Consider the following 20,452-nt stretch of genomic DNA (forward strand, 5'->3'; position numbering starts at 1 on the left):
CGGTATCTTGAACAAGCAACAAGTTATGCTATAATCCGCATCTACTCTTGACGGGTCTGTAGCTCAGGGGTTAGAGCAGGGGACTCATAATCCCTTGGTCGTGGGTTCGAAACCCACCGGACCCACCAAATATTAAAAATGCCCGAGGCTTTTGGCTTCGGGCATTTTTTATTCATTGTTTTTTTGATGGGGTTAAGATTCAAATTGATAAAGGTGAAGAGATAATTTACACTGCAAAATTAGGTTTAGGTAGTGGATTTTCGACAAATGGAACTATAGGGTGGCAATGGACAGCATTTAAGAAAAAAACACCAAATATAAGATTAAAAGCACCAATATCTAAGTTTAGTGCAAATGTAAGGAAAAATTAAATGATAGCATTAATACCTTATATATTTTTTGGTTTGATATTTTTGTATCTTGTTACTATAGTAACTAATTTTGTATTGGTCTATAAAATTCTAAAATCAGAAGGAATGACCTTAAGTTTTTTTGAGTATTTCATTACTGCTAGGTTTATGAGTTTTAAGTTTTTTAGGGTTTTATTTGGGTGGAAAAAATATCAAATAGATCTTATTTAAAGGCATTGAGAATAAATTGTATCTTTGCTACAATTATTTTTCTGTTAGAAGCTTATCATTATATTTTGTGATTTTGCTTCCTAAGCCCCATAACTACGACCCCAGGTAGAATACAATGAAGAATAATGTTAAAAATTGGACAACGAAAGAAGTCAAGCAATCATTAGATGAATTTAATGATGTTTTAATTAAAAATACTTTTCTTCTTCAGTATCTGAAAAAAGAGTTTTCAGCTTCAAGTGCTTATTGTTTGTCTATGCTGCCTGAAGAAGAAGATATATATGAAATATTGGTTAATGGGAATATTATTGTTGATTTAGAATTTAATAAACATACAAATGAAACAGTTGTTATTAATGTTACTGATGTTGATGAATACTTGAAAACTTTAACCAATGAGAGTGGTAGAGTATTTTTTACATTAGCAAAAGAAATCGGCAAACAGAAAAACATTTAACAAGAGCGAAATACAAATTAAAAACTCAATGGAGTGATGGCGTATTTAGGATAGATATGTTGAATGAAAAAAACAAATCTTTGTTTTTGGGGCTGACGTAGATTAGCAGTATGGAAATTTTTGTCGTGTAGGAATATGTCGCCCAGACTTGAAAGCAACGCTTCCATCAGGTAAAAGAGTGTATATTGAGTACGATCGAAGCACTTCATCGCGCGGAATACCACACGCAGATAGAATATTCAGCAATGATAAAAATGCTATTGTTATTTTAAGGACGTTAGATTGATTATGTAATTACTCTACGGTATTTGGCTTCATTACCATTGCCAGAAGGTTAATCTGTAGAAAAAGTGTAATCATTTTAATGGTTGATATTTTATAAACCAAAATAATACCGTCTGAGATTTCACAATCCAGACGGTATTTTATATTCTAAAGAAATATTTACAAGGTAAAACTCTATGGACTCATAATCAAAATTATGTTCATCATGGCTACGAAAGTTTTACTAACATTCCCAATTTTGTATTGGAAAAAGACCGTTACGTTGATTGGGAAGATACTTGGCGTACTTTTTGACTAGGGAATAAGTAAATGGAGAGCAGTTACTTTTTGCTTGCTCTGGTCGATATCTTTCTACTATTAATTTTTCCGAGTAATACTACATGCCCCTATATTGAGAGGCTGATGATTATTTCGATATAGCTTGACTGTTTTCAGACGGCCTGAAGATTTAATCAACCATTCTGCGTATTTCGTTGATGGGGATGCGCGGGGTATAGAGTATGTCGTAGGTTGGTTTGTCCAAAAGATCTTGCAGGGAGTATTGATCTAAATGGTTGAAGAAGGCTTTGATGGCGCCGGTAATGATGCCGGTCAGTCGGCAGGAGGGGGTGATAAGGCATTCGTTGTTATCGCCCATGCATTCGACAACTTGCATCGGCTCAAGATGGCGCACCACTGCACCGATATTGATGTTTTCAGGATTGTCTGCCAAGCGCAAACCGCCGCCTTTGCCGCGCACGCTGACCAGAAAACCGCCTTTGACTAATGAGGTAACCACTTTCATCAAATGGCTTTTGGAAATATTGTAAGTCTCGGCAATGGTGCTGATATTGACGAGGGTGTCATCATTGATGGCGGTATAAACCAATACGCGCAATCCGTAATCGGTATGTTGGGTCAGATACATGGCTGGCTCTTTAGATATTTTTATTATATGTCAAAAGCGTAGTACTTGGAGAGGGGCTGTTTGACTTTATGTGGGATTGGGTTTCATAATATCTGAAACATTTGAATTAATCCAGTTTGACAGACTGTTGCTATTATAACGAACTTATGAAACCCTTGAAACGCCACCCTGCCTTAATAGAACTTTCCCGTGAGCATCATGGCTCGCTGTCGTTGTGTGTCCGCCTCCTGCGTACGCCGGAGCAAAGCCATCAAGCGGAGCTGGATCCTCATTTTGTGGAACTTGAGCCACATTTTTTGGAGGAGGAAACCATGTTTGCGCCGTATTGGGATAAGGTTGATCCGGCGTTGAGGCAGCGTTTTGAATGCGATCATGCCAAGTTGCGTGCGATGATGGCTCATCCTGAATATATGAATGAATCATGGAATAAGGATTTTGCGGTAACTTTGCGCGATCATGCGCGTTTTGAGGAACGCGAGCTTTTTCCTGCGATTGAACCTTTTTTGCCTTTGCCTGAGAATGTGTAATAGGAAAGGGAATCGATGGCCGTCTGAAAAGTTTCAGACGGCCTCTGTTGCTGTTTTATTATGATATAAAAATTGAAGGAACCACCATGAACGATTTGTTCAAACATCCTGTATGGGCAATGGCCTTCCGCCCGTTTTATTTGTTGGCGGCTTTGTATGGCGCATTGTCTATATTGCTTTGGGGCTTCGGCTATCAGGGTACGCCTGAATTGCCGGGTTTTTATTGGCATGCCCATGAAATGATTTGGGGCTACGCCGGATTGGTTGTCATTGCATTCTTGCTGACGGCTGTGGCAACTTGGACTGGCCAACCGCCCACGCGCGGTAAGGCGTTGGCAGGTTTGACTGCATTTTGGCTGCTTGCGCGTTTGTGTGCGTTTATTCCCGGCTGGGGTGCGACGGCAAGCGGCATATTCGGTACGATCTTTTTCTGGTATGGCGCGGTATGCATGGCTTTGCCGGTAATCCGTTCTCAAAACAAGCGCAACTATGTTGCCGTATTTGCTATTTTTGTTTTAGGCGGTACCCATTTCGCCTTCCATATGAAAATGCAGCCGTTTGATGCCATCGCGCTGATGACCGGTTTGCAATCTGGTTTGATTATGGTGGCCGGATTTATCGGTTTGATCGGTATGCGGATTATCTCGTTCTTTACGTCCAAACGTTTGAACGTGCCGCAAATTCCCAGCCCTCAATGGGTAGCGCACGCATCGCTTTGGCTGCCTATGCTGACTGCCATGATGATGGCGCATAACATATTGCCGGGATTGGCTGCTTTGTTCTCTTTTGCTGCCGGTGTGATTTTTACTGTGCAGGTGTACCGCTGGTGGTATAAAGCCGTACTGAAAGAGCCTATGCTTTGGATTTTGTTTGCCGGCTATCTGTTTACCGGCTTGGGTTTGATTGCGGTCGGTCTTTCCTATTGGATTTCAAACTTCCTGAATTTGGGCGTGCACCTTATCGGCGTTGGCGGTATCGGCGTGCTGACTTTGGGCATGATGGCGCGAACTGCGCTTGGCCATACCGGCAACTCCATTTATCCGCCGCCTAAAGTGGTTCCTGTTGCCTTTTGGTTGATGATAGCCGCAACGGTTATCCGTGTTTTGGCTACCTTTGTGAGCGGTACGGCATACACGCACAGTATCCGTTGCTCCGCCGCTTTGTTTGCCGCTTCTTTGCTGTTGTACGCATGGAAATATATTCCTTGGTTGATCCGTCCGCGTTCGGATGGTCGTCCGGGTTAACGGTTTGGCAAAATGAAAAGGCCGTCTGAAAAGTTTCAGACGGCCTTTATTATTGATAATAAAAAAGCCTTTCAGAATATGAAAGGCTTTTATTGAAACTGTGGCCTCGCCAACAGGAATCGAACCTGTATTTTACGCTTAGGAGGCATACGTTCTATCCGTTGAACTATGGCGAGGCGGTAAAGGAGGGGATTTTAAACCTTTCCGGCAAAAAAAGACAATAAGCCGGCGGCAATCAAAGGGCCGACCGGAATGCCGCCGATAAAGGCAACGCCGATGACCGTGCCGATTAATAATCCGGTTACCAAAACAGGCTGTTCGCTCATCAATGGAACGCCGCGTCCGGCAAGCCAGGCAACCAAAATGCCGATAAGGACGGCGGCAATCATTTTGAAATTGATAAACTCGGACAGCGGCGGAATCTGGATTTTACCGGAAACCAGCGGGCTCAATACACCGATGGTCAGCAGGATGATGCCCAGATGCAAACCGTGTTTTTCCACGAAGGGAATGTATTGCGACAAGGCCGTCTGCTGCATGAGCAGCAATACCGCTGCCGAAATCGTAATCGAGTTGTTGTTGCTGACAACGCCCAAAAAAATCAGCGTAACCAGAAACAAAGGGACAAAGCTGAAATTCATCGGATTAAGATACTCGGGCCAAAGATTCTTTTGCCAGTTGGATCATGGCTTCTTTGACTTCGCTATCAGGCAACACGTTCAATGAAGCGATGGCTTTGTCGACGGCTTTTTTCGCCTCGGAAATCGAATATGGCAAAGCGTCGGAGTTGACGACATAGTCGTGGATTTTTTCAAAATAGCTGCGGTCGGCATTTTCCAAAGCGTGGCGCACATCGTTTGCAGCCTGCTCGGAGCCGTTTCGCATCAGGTAAATCAATGGCAGGGTAGGTTTGCCTTCTGCCAAGTCGTCGCCGACGTTTTTGCCGATTTCTTCGGTTTCGCCTGAATAGTCCAATACATCGTCAATGATTTGGAAAGCCGTACCGACGTACATGCCGTAGTCTTTCAAGGCTTGCTCGTGTTCAGGGGAAGCCTTGCCCAAAATTGCGCCGACTTGCGCGGCCGCTTCAAACAGTTTTGCTGTTTTGTATTGGATAACTTGGACGTATTGCTCTTCGGTAATATCCGTATTGCCGATGTTCATCAGCTGCATGACTTCGCCTTCGGCGATGATGTTGGTCGCATCTGCCATCACTTCCAAGATACGCATGCTGCCCGAATCAACCATCAGTTGGAAGGCGCGTGTATAGAGGAAGTCGCCGACCAAAACAGCCGCCGCGTTGCCGAAGAGGTTGTTTGCGGTTTTACGGCCGCGGCGCAAATCGCTTTCATCGACGACATCGTCGTGCAGGAGGGTGGAGGTGTGGATGAATTCCACCATCGCTGCCAGTGAGTACAATTTTTCATCGTCATGCCCGACTGCTTTGCCTGCCAAAATGGTAATAATCGGACGCAGGCGCTTACCGCCTGCGCTGATGATGTATGTGCCGATTTGCGAAATCAGCGCAACATCGGATTGAACAGCTTGGTTGATGACCGCATTAACTTTGGCAAGGTCATCGGGCAGGTGGCGTTGGAAGTAAGGCAGGTTTTCGAGCATAAAACATTCTCTGTTGACAAAACGGAGCGGGGCTCCAATGAATCTGTTTAAACCCGTACATTCGGTCGGGGTAATAACGTTGCATAAAGATATCAGCAATCCAGCGCATGATTATATCAGTTAAAAAGCATGCAACATATCTTTCAGACGGCCTTTTCACTTGTAAATAAAATAAATTTTGACAAAACAGGTAAATAGAAATAGAATGACTCGTTTCGCACATGGTGTGCGGAATGTTAACCTAATTCTCATGGAGTTGAGTATGTACGCGGTCGTAAAAACCGGCGGTAAACAATATAAAGTTTCCGTTGGCGAAAAATTGAAAGTAGAACAGATACCAGCCGAACTCGACAGCCAAATCGAACTGACTGAAGTTTTGATGATTGCTGACGGCGAATCTGTAAAAGTAGGCGCACCTTTTATCGAAGGCGCAAAAGTAACAGCTAAAGTCGTTGCTCATGGTCGTGGCGAGAAAGTACGCATTTTCAAAATGCGTCGTCGCAAACACTACCAAAAACGCCAAGGCCATCGCCAAAATTTCACCCAAATCGAAATCGTGGCAATCGCCTAATTTCAAGTAAGTTCAGGAGTATTACAAATGGCAAGTAAAAAAGCAGGCGGTAGCACCCGCAACGGTCGCGATTCAGAAGCCAAACGCTTGGGCGTTAAAGCCTACGGCAACGAGCTGATTCCGGCAGGCTCTATCATCGTTCGTCAACGTGGTACTAAATTCCACGCAGGTGACAACGTAGGCATGGGCAAAGACCACACTTTGTTTGCTAAAGTCGACGGTTACGTTGAATTCAAAACCAAAGGCGCGCTGAACCGTAAAACTGTCAGCATCCGTCCTTACACCGGTTCTGAAGAATAATCGTTTTACGATTGAAAGCCGCATTCCTTTTCGGAATGCGGTTTTTATTTGTCAGACTGTTTTGTCTGTTTGATAAAATCCGTATGTCGTGAGGCTTGATTTATATTAAGGCCAAAGTAAAAACGTGCTTACAATCGATGGCCTTTGTTTTATTCTATCGACTCTTTCTATATAATCTATCAAATGCCTTTGATTTACCCTCATGTAGCTAAACACAGTAAACTTAAGGCCGTCTGAAAAAATCCGTATCAGTTGAATACAAGGAATTCCTCCCATGAGCTTACACAGTGATATTCTCGTCGTCGGCGCAGGCCCTGCCGGATTAAGTTTTGCCGCAGAGTTGGCCGGAAGTGGTTTGAACATAACCCTGATTGAAAGAAGTCCTTTAGAAGTGTTGCAAAATCCGCCGTATGACGGCCGTGAAATCGCATTGACGCACTTGTCGCGTGAAATCATGCAGCGATTGGGTATGTGGGATTTGATTCCAAAAGACGAAATTTATCCTTTGCGCGATGCCAAAGTGTTGAATGGCCATTCCGATTACCAGCTCCACTTCCCGCAACCGACTCAGGCGCGCGGCGAGCCTGCGGACTGCTTGGGCTATTTGATTTCCAATCACAATATCCGTAAAGCCGCTTATGAAGTCGTGTCCAAATTGGACAACGTCAAAATTCTGACCGGCACCAATGTTAAAGAAGTCAAAACTTCTGACGATGAGGCGCAAGTCATTTTGGAAAGCGGCGAAGTATTGACCGGCCGTCTGTTGTTGGCCGCCGATAGCCGCTTCTCGCAAACGCGCCGTCAATTGGGTATTTCTTCCGATATGCACGATTACAGCCGCACCATGTTTGTGTGCCGCATGAAGCATACTCTGTCCAACCTGCATACCGCATATGAATGCTTCCACTACGGCCGCACCATTGCGTTGCTGCCTTTGGAAGAACACTTGACCAATACAGTGATTACGGTGGACAGCGATAAAGCCGAAACGATTAAAAACATGTCGCCGGAAGAGTTGGCAGCCAGCGTGAAAGAGCAACTCAAAGGCCGTTTGGGCGATATGGAATTGGTCAGCACCATTCACAATTATCCTTTGGTCGGCATGATTGCCCAACGTTTCTATGGTAAACGCAGCGCGTTGATCGGCGATGCCGCAGTTGGTATGCATCCGGTGACTGCGCACGGCTTCAACTTGGGTCTGGCAAGTGCCGATCTTTTGGCTAAATTGGTTCTCGAAGCCGAGCAACGCGGTCAGGATATTGGTGCGAAGAGCCTGCTGGAAAAATACAGCACCAAGCATATGTTCCACGCCCATCCGATTTACCACGGCACCAATATGTTGCTGAAACTCTTTACCAATGAAACTGCTCCGGCGAAACTGCTGCGCGGTTTGGTATTGCGTGCAAGCAATAACTTCCCACCGCTGAAAAAACTGATTACCAAACAATTGACCGGTTAATCATTTGAAAACATAAAAGGCCGTCTGAACGATTACAGTTTCAGACGGCCTTGTTTTTTATCTACTGCTTATTCGGCTAAAACCGATTCGGGCATTTCTTGACGGACGTTTAAGGAAGTCAGTTTTTTGGTCAAGATGCTCAATACGATGCCGTAGGCAGGCAGGAAGAAGAGTGTGCAGATGGCGAGTTTGAACAGATAATCGACAAATGCGATGCCCTGCCAGTTTGCCGCCATAAATTCATCGTTGCTCGCATAAAAGGCAACGGCGAAAAACACCAGCGTGTCCAAAGCGTTGCCGACAACGGTAGAAGCTGTGGGGGCAATCCACCATGATTTCAGACGACGTAATCTGTTGAACACGAAAATATCGAGGATTTGCCCGAGCGCATAGGCGGAAAAGCTGGCCAATGCGATACGGCCGACGAAGGTGTTAAATTCGGTTAAAGATGCCCAGCCTGTCCAGTTGCCGTCATGAAAGAGGACGGAGAAGACGTAAGAGAGCAGCAGGGCGGGGAACATCACCCAAAAAATAATCCGTCTCGCCAACGGCGCGCCGAAAATGCGCACGGTCAGGTCGGTAGCGAGGAAGATAAAGGGAAAGGAAAATGCGCCCCAAGTGGTAAAGATACCGAAAATTTGAAAGGGGAACTGCACCAGATAGTTGCTGGCGGCAATAATAAAAATATGGAACAGCACCAGCCAGAAGAGCGCTTTCTTCTGCTGTGCGGCAGTAAATTCGTACATGGAAATCTTTCGGAAGTTTTTCAGACGGCATGAAGCCTTGCGATACCGTGCAATAGAAAAAGTCTTGCAATGAAAAGGGCGTTAGGCCGTCTGAACGGGATTATTGTGCATCGTGTTTAAACAGGCGTTTGCGTGCCAAAGCTTCAAACTCTGTGCCTGCTTTGCCGTAGTTGGCAAACGGATGAATGGCGATGCCGCCGCGCGGTGTGAATTCGCCGAATACTTCGATGTATTTCGGATCCATCAGGGCGATGAGGTCTTTCATGATGATGTTGACGCAGTCTTCATGGAAGTCGCCGTGGTTGCGGAAGCTGAAGAGATAGAGTTTCAGTGATTTGCTTTCCACCATTTTGATATGGGGGATGTAGCGGATGTAGATGGTGGCAAAGTCGGGCTGGCCGGTCATCGGGCAGAGGCTGGTGAACTCGGGGCAGACGAATTTGACGAAATAGTCGTTGTCGGGATGTTTGTTGTCGAACGCTTCCAAAATTTCAGGCGCGTATTCGCTCGGGTATTGGGTTTTCTGGTTGCCCAAAAGGGAGATGCCTTGCAGCTCTTCGTTGTTGCGGGACATGAGGTTTCCTTAGTTTTTTAATGTGGGAGGTTTTCGAACCACGGGTGCGGATTGTAATATAAATTGCATGGCTTGTGCGGATTTTATAGCGATGAATCAGCAGGATAGGTTTCAGACGGCCTGTTTTGTATTTTATGAAACCTGTTTTCCGCTTTACAATAGCAGCCAATCAACAGGCCGTCTGAAAGTTTTGTATGTCTTTAGCCCAACCCAAACGTATTCTGATCATCAAATTGCGCCATCATGGCGATGTGCTTTTGAGCACGCCGGTGGTCGATGCGCTGAAAACCCGTTTCCCCGATTGCGAAATCGATATGCTGGTGTATGCCGGTACGGGGCAGCTGATTGCCGATAATCCGCAGATTGCTCAGATTTTTACCATTGATCGAAATTGGAAGAAACTGGGCGTATTCAAACAGTTGGCGTGTGAGAAAAATCTTTTTTCAAAGCTGAAGGCACGCGATTATGACTGGGCTTTCAACCTGTCCGACCAATGGCGCGCGGCAATAATTGCCAAACTGTGCGCCCGTTGTAGCGTGGGTTTGGACTGCATCAAGCGCGACGGTTTCTGGTGGCGTTTCTGTCATGATTTTATCAACCATGAGCTTGATACCAGCCATCATATCGTTGAAAACCAATTGAATATCCTCGCGCCGCTTATCCAGCCGGAAGATGTAGCCGATGCCAAAGTGCGCCTTTGGGTGGCACAAGATGCAAGGGAAAGCATGCAGCAGAAATTGCGTGAGCAGGGTTGGAACGGCGAAGATTATGTGTTGCTGCACCCGGGGGCGCGCTGGCATTTCAAATGTTGGGAAGACGGCAAAAACGCCGCCATCGTACAGCTTCTGCTCAACAGCGGGCAGAATGTCGTATTGACTGCTTCTCCCGATACTGTCGAGCAATACATGCTTCAGGAAATTATAGGTCGTCTGAATATTCCGGAGGGCGGAAAAGTATATGTGTTGTCCGGATGCTTGAGCCTGCGTGAATTGGCGGCGGCCATTGAGGGCGCCAAGCTGTTTGTCGGTGTCGACTCCGCACCGATGCACATCGCTGCTGCTTTGGATAAACCGCAAATCGCTTTGTTTGGCGCGTCATGGGTGGATAAATGGCGTCCGTATTCCGAGCAGGCAGAAGTTATTTATGCCGGCGATTATGCCGAATTGCCCAACCCCGACAGTATCGATACCAACGATCCGACCCGTTTGTTGAAAGCGATTCCGTTGCAGGATGTGTGGGATAGAATTTCTGCCAAATTGGAGGCGTTAGAGGCTTAAAACCGCTTACCACGATCCGTTAAACGTTTTAGCTTTGCGCCAAAATGCCCATTTGGAACGGCGGCCGATTTCCAGCGTGCCGCCGTTTTCGCCGTCTGTGGCAATGCACACGGTTTTCAGACGGCCTGAAGCGAGTGCGTCCCATAAAGGCGCAAACCAACGGGTTTCCCAGCTTTCCAAAATATCTTTGTATGCCCAAACATCGCCTGTCTGCAAGGTGGAAACCAAGTCGTCCAAAAAGATAAGGCCGTCTGAAACTGTGCTGCCTGTTTCTTGAACCATCTCAAACCAAGCCTTCAAATCGTATGGTGCATTGATTTTGGGCGTATCTGAAAAACGCGCCCATGCGCTGTCTGAAGCGACAATATCCGCAGACTGTGTACCGTCCGCGTCATTCCACAGCCATAAACCGTTGATTTCCGGAAAGCCTTGTTGTTCACGCGCTTGGTTAATCGGATGCGTGTGGAGAAACATTTGGATTTCCGTCTGCATGGCCAACCAAGACACCGCATCTTCGCCATGTGCCTGACCGTCCATTTCCGGCTGCCCGCACACATCCAAAACACATTCCGCGCCCCAATCTTCAATCTTCGACATACTAAGCAGCCACATACTTTCGCAAAGCGGCTCGAATTGCCAATCTTTATCTTGATAAAACGCCGACAAATCCGCACATAACCGCTGAGCCTCCTCTTTTGGGATGCCGATAAACTCGCCGCTGATAATGTTGACATGGTGCATGCCCATTTGTTGCCAAACCGGAGAGGCAAAAGCGGCCGCGCGTTTTTGGTTTGTGTGGCGTAAACGTTGCACTTGGGCAATAAGGCTGCCGCTCCACAAATGGCGTCCGTAAAATTCAGACGGCTTGAGTGTTTCTTTGCGTAATATGCCGTAACGCAAAAGATGGTTAAAAGCAGGTAAGGCAAGCGCAGGCACGGATTCGTCGGCAAAGCGGTTGAGCGAGGGGAGGGCGAGGGTCAGCTTCATAAGCGCAAATAGATAGGAAAACCGTTATTTTACGCGACAAATGATGCGTTTCGGAACCTTGCCCTCACGCCCTGAAAAAGAGCCGTTCAGACGGTCGGTTTGGAAAAAACGGGCTGTCATGCTAGAATGCGTGGCGTAAATTTCAGAAAAACAGGGTGTAAATCAACACAATAGCCCTGATAATAACGTCAATCTCAAACACGACCTCATTTATTCCGAATGAAAACCTGATTTTCAGATCGGAAAAAAGACTCAAAGTCCTTTATCCCCAAAACTGTTTAAACCAGCAGGCGGTCGCGGCAGACCGGATGTGCCGGCATTCTGCAAACCTCAAAAAACAGACCGCCCCATTAAGGATAACGCGTGATTAAAAACAAATATTCCACTCGATTTAAAGCAACCCTCTTAGCGTTTCTGCTGCCGGCTTCAGGCATCATGACCGCATACGCCATTACCTACCCTCAACCTGCACAGACCGATTTCAAAGTCGAGCGTATTTCCGAAGAGCTGCCTGCCGTTTATGTGGAAACCAATACCTATCAATCCAGCTATTGGGCGCAAGAAGCCGTCCAAGCCGGCGACTCTTTGGCAGACGTTTTGACGCGCATGGGTGTCAACCAAGAAGACATCAAGCAAATCATGGCGAAAAACAATGCCAACCTCGACATGAAAAACCTGCGGACCAACCAATCCGTCAACATCCGCATCGACTCTTCAGGCCAAGTGACCGACGTTCAATTCTTTACCGATGAAGAATTGGAACGCAACTTGGTGGCTTTGGAAAAAGTCAAAGGCAAATGGCGCATTTCCAATGCCGAAATTGACATGAAAACCATGCCGACCCTGCGCTCCGTGCAAATCCGCACATCCGCCATCGGCGATATGCTCCGTGCCGAAATTCCTTCCGAAGTGTATATCCAGCTCAAAGAAATCTTTGCCGATTCGTTCAATATGAGTGACTTGGGCGAAGGCGATACCGTGCGTCTTTTGTACAACAGCATGTATTTCCGCGGCCAGCAAATGGCGGTCGGCGATATTTTGGCAGCTGAAGTGGTTAAAGACGGCAAAACTTATCAAGCCTATTATTACAGCCAAGGCAAAGGCGACGAAGAAAGCGGTAGCTACTACGACCAAAACGGTAAGTCCCTGCAACAAAAAGAAGGCTTTAATACCGAGCCTGTTGCATACACGCGCATTTCTTCTCCGTTCGGCTACCGTGTCCATCCGGTTTTGCATACCGTCCGTATGCACACCGGTATCGACTATGCCGCGCCGACCGGTACGCCTATTAAGGCTGCTGCCGACGGCGAAGTGATTTTCAAAGGTTGGAAAGGCGGCTACGGTAATACCGTGATGATTCGCCATGCCAACGGTGTGGAAACCCTGTACGGCCACATGAGCGCGTTCAGCCCTGCCGACGGCAGAGTCCGTGCCGGCGAAGTAATTGGTTTTGTGGGTACAACCGGCCGTTCGACCGGCCCGCACCTGCACTACGAAGCGCGTGTCAACGGCCAGCCGGTCAACCCGACTACCGTCGCCCTGCCGACGCCGAAATTGACCCCGACCAATATGGCCGCGTTCCGCAAACAGCAAAAAGATGCCAGCACGATGTTGTCTACCATCCGCTCTTTGCCGGTTTCCGTAGCGCAGCTGGATTAATAAGATAAAGGCCGTCTGAATAAGGTTTCTTTCAGACGGCCTTTTCCACTAAAATTGATACCTCAACGCCCACGTTTACTCAGAGAAAGCTTATGTCTGCTCATCAGCCCATTATCCAATCCCTGCTTGATACCGACCTGTACAAATTCACCATGCTGCAAGTCGTGTTGCACCAATTCCCGCAAACCCACAGCCTTTACGAATTCCGCTGCCGCAACAAAGAGATGGTGTATCCGTTGGCCGATATTCAAGAAGACTTGGAACGCGAACTCGACGCCCTGTGCCAGCTGCGCTTTACCCATGACGAACTCGACTATCTGCGCAGCCTGCGCTTTATCAAAAGCGACTTTGTCGATTATCTCGAACTTTTCCAACTCCAACGTCGCTTCGTCCAAGTCAGCCCCGACGACCAAGGTCGTCTGAACATCCGCATCGAAGGCCCGATGATACAGGCGATGTTCTTCGAGATTTTCATTCTTGCCATCGTCAACGAACTCTATTTCCGCCACTTGGAAACGCCTGCCGTCATCGAAGAGGGCGAGCGCCGTTTGCAGGCCAAAGCGCAACAGCTGAAAGAAATTGCAGCTACACAAAATCCGAATGATCCGCCGTTCCTTATTTCCGATTTCGGCACGCGCCGCCGCTACACTCTTGCATGGCAGGAACACGTTATCCGCACCTTGTTAGAAGCCGCTCCCGATATCGTGCGCGGTACCAGCAACGTTTATCTGGCCAAAAAACTCGGCATCACACCCATCGGCACCATGGCGCACGAGTTCCTCCAAGCCTTCCAAGCCTTGGACGTACGTTTGCGCAATTTCCAAAAAGCCGCGCTGGAAAGCTGGGTACATGAATACCGCGGCGACCTCGGTATCGCCCTGACCGACGTAGTCGGCATGGATGCCTTCTTGCGCGACTTCGACCTGTACTTCGCCAAACTCTTCGACGGCCTGCGCCACGACAGCGGCGATCCTTATGTTTGGGGCGACAAAGCCTACGAGCATTACAAAAAACTCAAAATCGACAGCCGCACCAAAATGCTGACCTTTTCAGACGGCCTCGATATTGAGCGTTCATGGGCGTTGCACCAATACTTCAAAGACCGTTTCAAAACCAGTTTCGGTATCGGTACCAACCTGACCAACGATTTGGGACACACGCCTTTGAACATTGTCTTGAAGCTCGTCGAGTGTAACGGCCAATCCGTCGCCAAGCTCTCCGACTCCCCGGGCAAAACCATGACCACCAACAACACCTTCCTCGCCTACCTGCGCCAAGTGTTTGACGTACCTGAGCCGGAAGAGAAAGCCTAAAAACAAAGGCCGTCTGAAATATTCAGACGGCCTTTTTAATTAATCCATATCACTTTCGGGCAATTCTGCCGAACCCATGCGGCGCAGGATGATATTGGTTTTGTTGTGCATCCGTTTGCTCTTAGGGTGGTCTGCGTAAAACAGAGGAGCCGGAACGCGTGCTGTGAGCTTGGCGGCTTGTTGGCGTGTGAGGGCGGAGGCAGGTTTCTTGTAGAAATACTGGGACGCCGCTTCCGCGCCGAATACGCCGTAGTGCCATTCGATTGAGTTCAGATACAGCTCAAAAATGCGGTCTTTGTCGGTAACGGCTTCCATCATCGCGGTAATCGCCGCTTCTTCACCTTTGCGGATGTAGCTGCGGCTTTCGTTGAGAAACAGGTTTTTCGCCAGTTGCTGGCTGATGGTCGAACCGCCGGCTTTGACTTCGCCGCTTTGCTTATTGCGTTTCATAGCGTATTTGATGCCGTTCCAGTCAAAGCCGCTGTGTTCGGCAAAGTTGGCATCTTCGGAAGCAATCAGGGCTTTTTTGAGGTTGACGGAAATTTGGTCGTAAGGCACCCAGCGGTAATCCAGCTCAACATCGCGGCCTTCTTTTGCAAATTGGCTCATGCGCATGGACATGAATGCGGTTTTGCTGGGCGCGACGGCGCGGTAGGTAATGATGTTGCCGTACACATAAGCGTTGAAGAAAATGAAGATGCCGATGGGCAGGGCAATCAGCCATTTGATGATGCGGAACATGGTTACAGGGCTTTCATGTATTCGATAACAGGGCGGATATCGGGCGTAAATCCGCGCCAAATATGGTAAGAAGCGGCAGCCTGACCGACCAGCATGCCCAGGCCGTCTGAAACTTCGGCCGCACCGTTGCTTTGGGCAAAGTTCAAAAACGCCTGCGCTGCTTCGCCGTAAACCATATCGTAGGCAAGGCGGCAGCCGCGGAAAATTTCAGGGCTGACGGCAGGAAGCTGACCGCTCAAGCCGCCGGACGTGCCGTTGATGATGATATCAAAACCGCCGTTCAAATCCGCCATTGGGACGGCTTCAATGCCGAAAAGCTGCGCCAATTCCTCGGCCTTGGCGTGGGTGCGGTTGGCAATGACGATACGGGCAGGGTGGTGTTCTTTCAAAACAGGAATCACGCCGCGCACCGCGCCGCCTGCGCCTAAAAGCAAAATGGTTTTGCCCTCGATGGCAATATTTTTGATCTGCGTGATGTCGTTGGCCAAACCGATACCGTCGGTATTGTCGCCGCGTATTCTGCCGTCTTCCAACCACACCAGCGTATTGACCGCGCCGGCAGCCAAAGCGCGGTCGGAGTGCTCGTCCGCCAGCGCAAAAGCTTCCTGCTTGAATGGGACGGTTACATTCGCACCTTGCCCGCCCTCGGCACGAAACGCCGCAACAGCCTCGGCAAAACCGCCGATTTCGGTACAAATGCGCCCATATTCGATGGCCGCACCTTCCTGTAGCGCAAATTGCTGATGGATTTGCGGCGATTTACTGTGTGTAATGGGATTGCCGAAAACGGCGTAACGGGGGAGGGCGGTCATGGTCGTGTTCCAAGAGACGGGAAGGCTATTTTATAACGGCGGCGTACAGATGGAAACGATTCCGTCTGAAACGGTTGTCAGGTAGCATGACGGAATGTTTGTTTCTTGAAAAAAAGTCGTTTTTTTTTTGTTACAATTTAACTTTATTTTGTTGACAAGGACGAAAGAGTCGGACATGAAAAAGATGTTGTGCTTGGCAGTATTTGCATTAGGGTTGGCAACGCCGGCGGTGGCGGCGGATTGGGTGTTGGTAGATATTGACAATGACAATAATACCACGTTTGGTGATGCAGACAGCCGTACGGACAATAGAGCATGGTTTGAACATAGGTACGCAAAGCCGCAAAAGATTGGCGATGGAAAATTTTTTAATACAACTAAAACGTTGAGAGAAATGGATTGCAGTGGTAAACGTTTTAGGATGTTGACAGTAACGGCGTATTCCAAATCGGGAAACCCTATCGGCTCTGATACACGATCCTATACCGAATGGGATTATGTTATTCCCGGTACGGTTGGAGAGAGTATGTACAAATTTGTCTGCAACCGCTATCCTCGCTGACCGTTTTCAAATCAAACAACAGATGCCGTCTGAACTGCTTTCAGACGGCATCTGTTTTGTCGGCATTCGGACAAAAGAGCGGGCATTCCGCTTTTGAACAGACAAACCGAAGCATATTGTTGACAATCTTGCCGTCTGAAACTATATTTCATTGCGTAAAAACGGGTGCCCTGATGTATTTCAGACGGCCTTACCGTGGTAGAATAACAACTTAAACCCATTCCCTCAGGAGCTGAAGATGTCCATCAAAGACGCTGTAAAACTGATTGAAGAAAGCGAAGCCCGCTTCGTAGATTTGCGCTTTACCGATACCAAAGGCAAGCAGCACCACTTTACTATCCCCTCCCGCATCGTCCTCGACGATCCCGAAGAATGGTTCGAAAACGGTCAAGCGTTTGACGGTTCGTCCATCGGCGGTTGGAAAGGTATTCAGGCTTCAGATATGCAGTTGCGTCCCGATGCGTCTACAGCCTTCGTTGATCCTTTCTACGACGATACCACCGTTGTCTTTACCTGCGACGTTATCGATCCGGCCGACGGCCAAGGCTATGACCGCGACCCCCGCTCTATCGCACGCCGCGCCGAAGCCTACTTGAAATCTTCCGGCATCGGCGACACCGCCTATTTCGGTCCTGAGCCTGAATTCTTCGTTTTTGACGGCGTAGAATTCGAAACTGACATGCACAAAACCCGTTACGAAATCACTTCCGAAAGCGGCGCATGGTCAAGCGGCCTGCACATGGACGGTCAAAATACCGGCCACCGTCCGACCGTTAAAGGCGGTTACGCACCTGTTGCGCCGATTGACTGCGGTCAAGACCTGCGTTCTGCCATGGTCAATGTTTTGGAAGAACTCGGCATCGAAGTGGAAGTTCATCACGCCGAAGTCGGTACCGGCAGCCAAATGGAAATCGGTACCCGTTTTGCCACTTTGGTTAAACGCGCCGACCAAACCCAAGACATGAAATACGTGATTCAAAACGTTGCCCACAACTTCGGCAAAACCGCTACATTCATGCCTAAACCGATTATGGGCGACAACGGCAGCGGTATGCACGTTCACCAATCCATTTGGAAAGACGGTCAAAACCTGTTCTCAGGAGACGGCTATGCCGGTTTGTCCGATACCGCACTTTATTACATCGGCGGTATCATTAAACACGCCAAAGCCTTGAACGCGATTACCAATCCGTCCACCAACTCCTACAAACGCCTTGTGCCACACTTTGAAGCGCCGACCAAACTGGCATATTCTGCCAAAAACCGTTCCGCTTCCATCCGCATCCCGTCTGTGAACAGCAGCAAAGCACGCCGTATTGAAGCGCGTTTCCCTGATCCGACCGCCAACCCATATTTGGCGTTTGCCGCTTTGTTGATGGCCGGTTTGGACGGTATCCAAAACAAAATCCATCCGGGCGACCCTGCCGATAAAAACCTGTACGACCTGCCTCCGGAAGAAGATGCATTGGTGCCGACCGTTTGCGCTTCTTTGGAAGAAGCACTGGCTGCCCTCAAAGCCGACCACGAATTCCTCCTGCGCGGTGGCGTATTCAGCAAAGACTGGATCGACAGCTACATCGCCTTTAAAGAGGAAGATGTCTGCCGCATCCGCATGGCACCGCATCCTCTGGAATTTGAAATGTATTACAGCCTGTAAAACAGCTGAAACATTTTAAATAGGAAATCAAAGGCCGTCTGAAACTGGATTTGAAGTTTCAGACGGCCTTTAGGCTTAAAATAGATAGGGTGCTTGAATTAGGTATGATAGCGAGAAGCAATGAATCATGCTGTTTGAAAGCCTTTATGGAATCAGTTCCTTGTGTTAAATTGTGCTAATAAAATCATTTCGTCAAAAAGGTTGGGCAGAATGAAGAAGATAATTGGTTTGGCCATTGCTGCGGCATTTGGTTTGAGCGCGTGCAGTAATTTGGATCACAAAACCGCGCACGAGGTCATGTCGATTTCCAATGACCGTATTTTAAAAGAAGACCACAGCTTTAACATCACAGGCAGCTCTCAAGTATATATCAGCCCATTGGCTGAAGCTGTATTGGCAGATGAAAAGGTGGAAGAGAAAGCCGAAGCGAAAGCAGAGGATGCCAAAGCCAAAGAGGGGGAGGCGGCAGCCTCTATGGAGGTTGCTCAAGAAGACGACGCTGCTTTGAAGCAGGAGTTTTCTGAACGAGAAGAGGCTGAGTTCCGCAATGCAATGCTTGATGCCTTGCCGGACGGCAATATCGCACAAGTTGCCGTTGATTATCTGGATAAATATCCTGCCATATCCAGTTACATGGAAGGGGTTCATCTGAATTATGAGGTAGCTGTTGACTTATCAACGCGTCAGTTTGAGATGATTCCTGAATTGGCCATCAACAACCACAATGAAAAACTTAGTATCAAACTTCCTATGAAACTGGATGCGGAAAAATGGGAAATTTATATGGATCCGCCTGCCAGTGCTGCTGCCATTATTAGTGTGTACACCGATGAGAAAATCGGTAAACGTTTAATCAAAGAACCTTTAAAATTGAGTTTGAAAGAAATCGGTGATTCGAAAGGCGTGCCTTTTGATCATATTGCAGAGGCGGGAGTACGTGCTTTTTTGAGTGCCAATAAGGCTATGCCTGCCGATGCATATGTATTTAAAGAAATGGATGCCTTTGGTAAGGCAAATCATGCACGCTATCGTGTACGTCATGTCATGAAACCGGAGTATGATTCTGTCGTAATGAAGGCAATGGCTAAGGCTTTTGATGAAGAATTGTCGAAATTACAGAAAACGCCTCAACCAGGGTCAACAGAAGAAGATTATAAAAATGCGCGGGAATTTTTCAGTATGTTTGTCAGCATAAGTGATAACCAGCCACTTAGCTTCCAGCGTATATCCGGTAACAATCCTGTTGTCGACTATTATCTTGACCGCAAAGGCCGTATTTTGGCTTCCCGCATGTATATACAAATTAACGGTACGCATAAGGCCATCAATATTATCGGCGACAACGTGTACAGCAATTACGGCAAACCAGTCTTCAAATTTAATCCGCAAGGTAAAGGCATTACTTGGCGAGAGCTGAAAGAGTTTTTCGGTTCGGACAAAAAACAGGAAGATTAAAGCCTCAGGCCGTCTGAAAGGATATTTTCTGTTTTCAGACGGCATGTTTGATAAGGAAAACCATGTTTGCAAATTTTGATTTAGGCGTATTTCTGCTGGCAGTATTGCCCGTGTTGTTGGCCATTACCGTGCGCGAAGTGGCACGCGGTTATACGGCGCGGTATTGGGGCGACCATACCGGCGAGCAGTTCGGGCGTTTGACCCTCAATCCGCTGCCACACATCGATCCTGTCGGTACAATTGTCGTGCCGCTGGTGTGTCTGATGATTGGCAGTTTTCTGTTCGGCTGGGCGCGTCCTATGCCCATCGATTCGCGCAATTTCCGCGATCCGCGCCGCGCGTGGCGTTGGGTGTCGATTTCAGGTCCGATTGCCAATCTGATTTTGGCGTTCTTTTGGGGTTTTGTCGTCGTACTTGCCGCGTATGTGCCTGAGTCTTATCAAGCGCCGTTGGTGCAGATGGCCGGTTACGGCGTGATGGTGAACTCGATTTGGGTCGCATTCAGCCTGATTCCGATTTTGCCTTGGGACGGCGGTATTTTTCTCGATACCTTCCTTAACGCCAAGCAGTCCATGCAGTTCCGTAAAATCGAGCCATACGGTACATGGATTATCCTGATTCTTTTGTTTACCGGCCTGCTGGCCAAACTGATTTGGCCGATTATTGCCATGATTCAGACAGCAGTGCAGATGGTTGTCATGCTGTTTATTTAAATGTT

General features: G+C 47.8%; 21 protein-coding genes, 2 tRNA genes and 1 riboswitch. Of the genes, 14 read left to right on the top strand and 9 right to left on the bottom strand.

What is annotated here, in order from left to right; genetic code table 11:
* Window positions 1-52: 52 nt before the first annotated feature.
* Window positions 53-128: transfer RNA gene (locus ACTHRE_RS05770), tRNA-Ile, on the top strand.
* Between the two features lie 568 nt (window positions 129-696).
* A complete protein-coding gene (locus ACTHRE_RS05775) occupies window positions 697-1,038 on the top strand; it encodes a hypothetical protein (RefSeq protein WP_003686448.1) in 342 nt (113 codons plus the stop codon).
* Window positions 1,039-1,771: 733 nt separating this feature from the next.
* Here ACTHRE_RS05775 and ACTHRE_RS05780 read toward each other — a convergent pair.
* Entirely contained in the window at window positions 1,772-2,230 is a 459-nt protein-coding gene (locus ACTHRE_RS05780; RefSeq protein ID WP_296186551.1) for an RrF2 family transcriptional regulator, read from the bottom strand.
* Window positions 2,231-2,376: 146 nt separating this feature from the next.
* On the opposite strand from ACTHRE_RS05780, the gene ACTHRE_RS05785 reads away from it, so the two are divergent.
* Entirely contained in the window at window positions 2,377-2,757 is a 381-nt protein-coding gene (locus ACTHRE_RS05785) for a hemerythrin domain-containing protein (RefSeq protein ID WP_070585059.1), read from the top strand.
* 86 nt (window positions 2,758-2,843) lie between these two features.
* Window positions 2,844-4,001 (top strand): NnrS family protein, encoded by a 1,158-nt coding sequence (locus ACTHRE_RS05790; RefSeq protein ID WP_377072505.1) that lies wholly within the window; start codon window positions 2,844-2,846, stop codon window positions 3,999-4,001.
* Between the two features lie 101 nt (window positions 4,002-4,102).
* On the opposite strand, the gene ACTHRE_RS05795 is transcribed toward ACTHRE_RS05790, so the two are convergent.
* From ACTHRE_RS05795 to ispB, 3 genes are all read right to left on the bottom strand, one after another.
* Window positions 4,103-4,177: transfer RNA gene (locus tag ACTHRE_RS05795), tRNA-Arg, on the bottom strand.
* 18 nt (window positions 4,178-4,195) lie between these two features.
* A complete protein-coding gene (locus ACTHRE_RS05800; protein ID WP_377072503.1) occupies window positions 4,196-4,642 on the bottom strand; it encodes a DUF441 domain-containing protein in 447 nt (148 codons plus the stop codon).
* Between the two features lie 4 nt (window positions 4,643-4,646).
* Entirely contained in the window at window positions 4,647-5,621 is a 975-nt protein-coding gene (gene ispB / locus ACTHRE_RS05805; protein WP_377072501.1) for an octaprenyl diphosphate synthase, read from the bottom strand.
* Window positions 5,622-5,883: 262 nt separating this feature from the next.
* Here ispB and rplU point away from each other — a divergent pair, with 262 nt between their 5' ends.
* From rplU to ubiM, 3 genes are all read left to right on the top strand, one after another.
* Window positions 5,884-6,192 carry a 50S ribosomal protein L21 gene (gene rplU, locus ACTHRE_RS05810; RefSeq protein WP_002216394.1) on the top strand — a complete coding sequence of 103 codons (309 nt, stop codon included), beginning with the start codon at window positions 5,884-5,886 and terminating at the stop codon, window positions 6,190-6,192.
* A gap of 27 nt (window positions 6,193-6,219) precedes the next feature.
* A complete protein-coding gene (rpmA, locus tag ACTHRE_RS05815) occupies window positions 6,220-6,492 on the top strand; it encodes a 50S ribosomal protein L27 (RefSeq protein WP_002212328.1) in 273 nt (90 codons plus the stop codon).
* Between the two features lie 274 nt (window positions 6,493-6,766).
* Entirely contained in the window at window positions 6,767-7,951 is a 1,185-nt protein-coding gene (ubiM, locus tag ACTHRE_RS05820) for a 5-demethoxyubiquinol-8 5-hydroxylase UbiM (RefSeq protein WP_063069348.1), read from the top strand.
* 68 nt (window positions 7,952-8,019) lie between these two features.
* Here ubiM and ACTHRE_RS05825 read toward each other — a convergent pair whose 3' ends face one another.
* The gene (locus tag ACTHRE_RS05825; RefSeq protein WP_377072499.1) at window positions 8,020-8,697 is read right to left on the bottom strand and encodes a 7-cyano-7-deazaguanine/7-aminomethyl-7-deazaguanine transporter; all 678 of its coding nucleotides are present in this window, start codon (window positions 8,695-8,697) and stop codon (window positions 8,020-8,022) included.
* A gap of 100 nt (window positions 8,698-8,797) precedes the next feature.
* On the bottom strand, window positions 8,798-9,271 hold the full coding sequence (gene queF / locus ACTHRE_RS05830; RefSeq protein ID WP_254322376.1) for a preQ(1) synthase: 474 nt from the start codon (window positions 9,269-9,271) through the stop codon (window positions 8,798-8,800).
* Between the two features lie 3 nt (window positions 9,272-9,274).
* Window positions 9,275-9,319: riboswitch (PreQ1 riboswitch) on the bottom strand.
* Between the two features lie 146 nt (window positions 9,320-9,465).
* Between queF and rfaQ the strand changes: the two genes are divergently transcribed.
* Window positions 9,466-10,548 (top strand): putative lipopolysaccharide heptosyltransferase III, encoded by a 1,083-nt coding sequence (gene rfaQ, locus ACTHRE_RS05835; RefSeq protein WP_377072497.1) that lies wholly within the window; start codon window positions 9,466-9,468, stop codon window positions 10,546-10,548.
* Between the two features lie 6 nt (window positions 10,549-10,554).
* On the opposite strand, the gene ACTHRE_RS05840 is transcribed toward rfaQ, so the two are convergent.
* Window positions 10,555-11,535, bottom strand: a complete 981-nt coding sequence (locus tag ACTHRE_RS05840; RefSeq protein WP_377072495.1) for a hypothetical protein — start codon at window positions 11,533-11,535, stop codon at window positions 10,555-10,557.
* A gap of 363 nt (window positions 11,536-11,898) precedes the next feature.
* Here ACTHRE_RS05840 and ACTHRE_RS05845 point away from each other — a divergent pair, with 363 nt between their 5' ends.
* The gene (locus ACTHRE_RS05845) at window positions 11,899-13,194 is read left to right on the top strand and encodes a M23 family metallopeptidase (protein WP_440344883.1); all 1,296 of its coding nucleotides are present in this window, start codon (window positions 11,899-11,901) and stop codon (window positions 13,192-13,194) included.
* A gap of 92 nt (window positions 13,195-13,286) precedes the next feature.
* Entirely contained in the window at window positions 13,287-14,507 is a 1,221-nt protein-coding gene (pncB, locus tag ACTHRE_RS05850) for a nicotinate phosphoribosyltransferase (protein WP_440344882.1), read from the top strand.
* 39 nt (window positions 14,508-14,546) lie between these two features.
* Here pncB and mtgA read toward each other — a convergent pair whose 3' ends face one another.
* Together mtgA and aroE are read right to left on the bottom strand one after the other, a co-directional pair.
* Entirely contained in the window at window positions 14,547-15,248 is a 702-nt protein-coding gene (gene mtgA, locus ACTHRE_RS05855) for a monofunctional biosynthetic peptidoglycan transglycosylase (protein WP_003684244.1), read from the bottom strand.
* A 2-nt stretch (window positions 15,249-15,250) separates the two neighbouring features.
* Complete coding sequence (aroE, locus tag ACTHRE_RS05860; RefSeq protein ID WP_440344881.1) at window positions 15,251-16,060, bottom strand: shikimate dehydrogenase; 810 nt, start codon at window positions 16,058-16,060, stop codon at window positions 15,251-15,253.
* Between the two features lie 175 nt (window positions 16,061-16,235).
* On the opposite strand from aroE, the gene ACTHRE_RS05865 reads away from it, so the two are divergent.
* From ACTHRE_RS05865 to ACTHRE_RS05880, 4 genes are all read left to right on the top strand, one after another.
* Window positions 16,236-16,622, top strand: a complete 387-nt coding sequence (locus ACTHRE_RS05865; RefSeq protein WP_440344880.1) for a surface-adhesin E family protein — start codon at window positions 16,236-16,238, stop codon at window positions 16,620-16,622.
* Window positions 16,623-16,860: 238 nt separating this feature from the next.
* Window positions 16,861-18,279 (top strand): type I glutamate--ammonia ligase, encoded by a 1,419-nt coding sequence (gene glnA, locus ACTHRE_RS05870; RefSeq protein ID WP_440344879.1) that lies wholly within the window; start codon window positions 16,861-16,863, stop codon window positions 18,277-18,279.
* A gap of 210 nt (window positions 18,280-18,489) precedes the next feature.
* Window positions 18,490-19,734, top strand: coding sequence for a hypothetical protein (locus ACTHRE_RS05875; protein WP_440344878.1), 1,245 nt, complete (start codon window positions 18,490-18,492; stop codon window positions 19,732-19,734).
* 62 nt (window positions 19,735-19,796) lie between these two features.
* Entirely contained in the window at window positions 19,797-20,447 is a 651-nt protein-coding gene (locus ACTHRE_RS05880; RefSeq protein ID WP_070585035.1) for a site-2 protease family protein, read from the top strand.
* Window positions 20,448-20,452: the final 5 nt, after the last annotated feature.

It is taken from the genome of Neisseria sp. P0001.S007 (assembly GCF_051963655.1).
Classification (GTDB): Bacteria; Pseudomonadota; Gammaproteobacteria; order Burkholderiales; family Neisseriaceae; genus Neisseria; species Neisseria subflava_A.

What these genes read in the sequence shown, in the direction of transcription:
- ACTHRE_RS05775 (WP_003686448.1), top strand. Translation starts at nt 697, where the DNA reads ATGAAGAATAATGTTAAAAATTGGACAACGAAAGAAGTCAAGCAATCA.
- ACTHRE_RS05780 (WP_296186551.1), bottom strand. Translation starts at nt 2,230, where the DNA reads ATGTATCTGACCCAACATACCGATTACGGATTGCGCGTATTGGTTTAT.
- ACTHRE_RS05785 (WP_070585059.1), top strand. Translation starts at nt 2,377, where the DNA reads ATGAAACCCTTGAAACGCCACCCTGCCTTAATAGAACTTTCCCGTGAG.
- ACTHRE_RS05790 (WP_377072505.1), top strand. Translation starts at nt 2,844, where the DNA reads ATGAACGATTTGTTCAAACATCCTGTATGGGCAATGGCCTTCCGCCCG.
- ACTHRE_RS05800 (WP_377072503.1), bottom strand. Translation starts at nt 4,642, where the DNA reads ATGAATTTCAGCTTTGTCCCTTTGTTTCTGGTTACGCTGATTTTTTTG.
- ispB (WP_377072501.1), bottom strand. Translation starts at nt 5,621, where the DNA reads ATGCTCGAAAACCTGCCTTACTTCCAACGCCACCTGCCCGATGACCTT.
- rplU (WP_002216394.1), top strand. Translation starts at nt 5,884, where the DNA reads ATGTACGCGGTCGTAAAAACCGGCGGTAAACAATATAAAGTTTCCGTT.
- rpmA (WP_002212328.1), top strand. Translation starts at nt 6,220, where the DNA reads ATGGCAAGTAAAAAAGCAGGCGGTAGCACCCGCAACGGTCGCGATTCA.
- ubiM (WP_063069348.1), top strand. Translation starts at nt 6,767, where the DNA reads ATGAGCTTACACAGTGATATTCTCGTCGTCGGCGCAGGCCCTGCCGGA.
- ACTHRE_RS05825 (WP_377072499.1), bottom strand. Translation starts at nt 8,697, where the DNA reads ATGTACGAATTTACTGCCGCACAGCAGAAGAAAGCGCTCTTCTGGCTG.
- queF (WP_254322376.1), bottom strand. Translation starts at nt 9,271, where the DNA reads ATGTCCCGCAACAACGAAGAGCTGCAAGGCATCTCCCTTTTGGGCAAC.
- rfaQ (WP_377072497.1), top strand. Translation starts at nt 9,466, where the DNA reads ATGTCTTTAGCCCAACCCAAACGTATTCTGATCATCAAATTGCGCCAT.
- ACTHRE_RS05840 (WP_377072495.1), bottom strand. Translation starts at nt 11,535, where the DNA reads ATGAAGCTGACCCTCGCCCTCCCCTCGCTCAACCGCTTTGCCGACGAA.
- pncB (WP_440344882.1), top strand. Translation starts at nt 13,287, where the DNA reads ATGTCTGCTCATCAGCCCATTATCCAATCCCTGCTTGATACCGACCTG.
- mtgA (WP_003684244.1), bottom strand. Translation starts at nt 15,248, where the DNA reads ATGTTCCGCATCATCAAATGGCTGATTGCCCTGCCCATCGGCATCTTC.
- aroE (WP_440344881.1), bottom strand. Translation starts at nt 16,060, where the DNA reads ATGACCGCCCTCCCCCGTTACGCCGTTTTCGGCAATCCCATTACACAC.
- ACTHRE_RS05865 (WP_440344880.1), top strand. Translation starts at nt 16,236, where the DNA reads ATGAAAAAGATGTTGTGCTTGGCAGTATTTGCATTAGGGTTGGCAACG.
- glnA (WP_440344879.1), top strand. Translation starts at nt 16,861, where the DNA reads ATGTCCATCAAAGACGCTGTAAAACTGATTGAAGAAAGCGAAGCCCGC.
- ACTHRE_RS05875 (WP_440344878.1), top strand. Translation starts at nt 18,490, where the DNA reads ATGAAGAAGATAATTGGTTTGGCCATTGCTGCGGCATTTGGTTTGAGC.
- ACTHRE_RS05880 (WP_070585035.1), top strand. Translation starts at nt 19,797, where the DNA reads ATGTTTGCAAATTTTGATTTAGGCGTATTTCTGCTGGCAGTATTGCCC.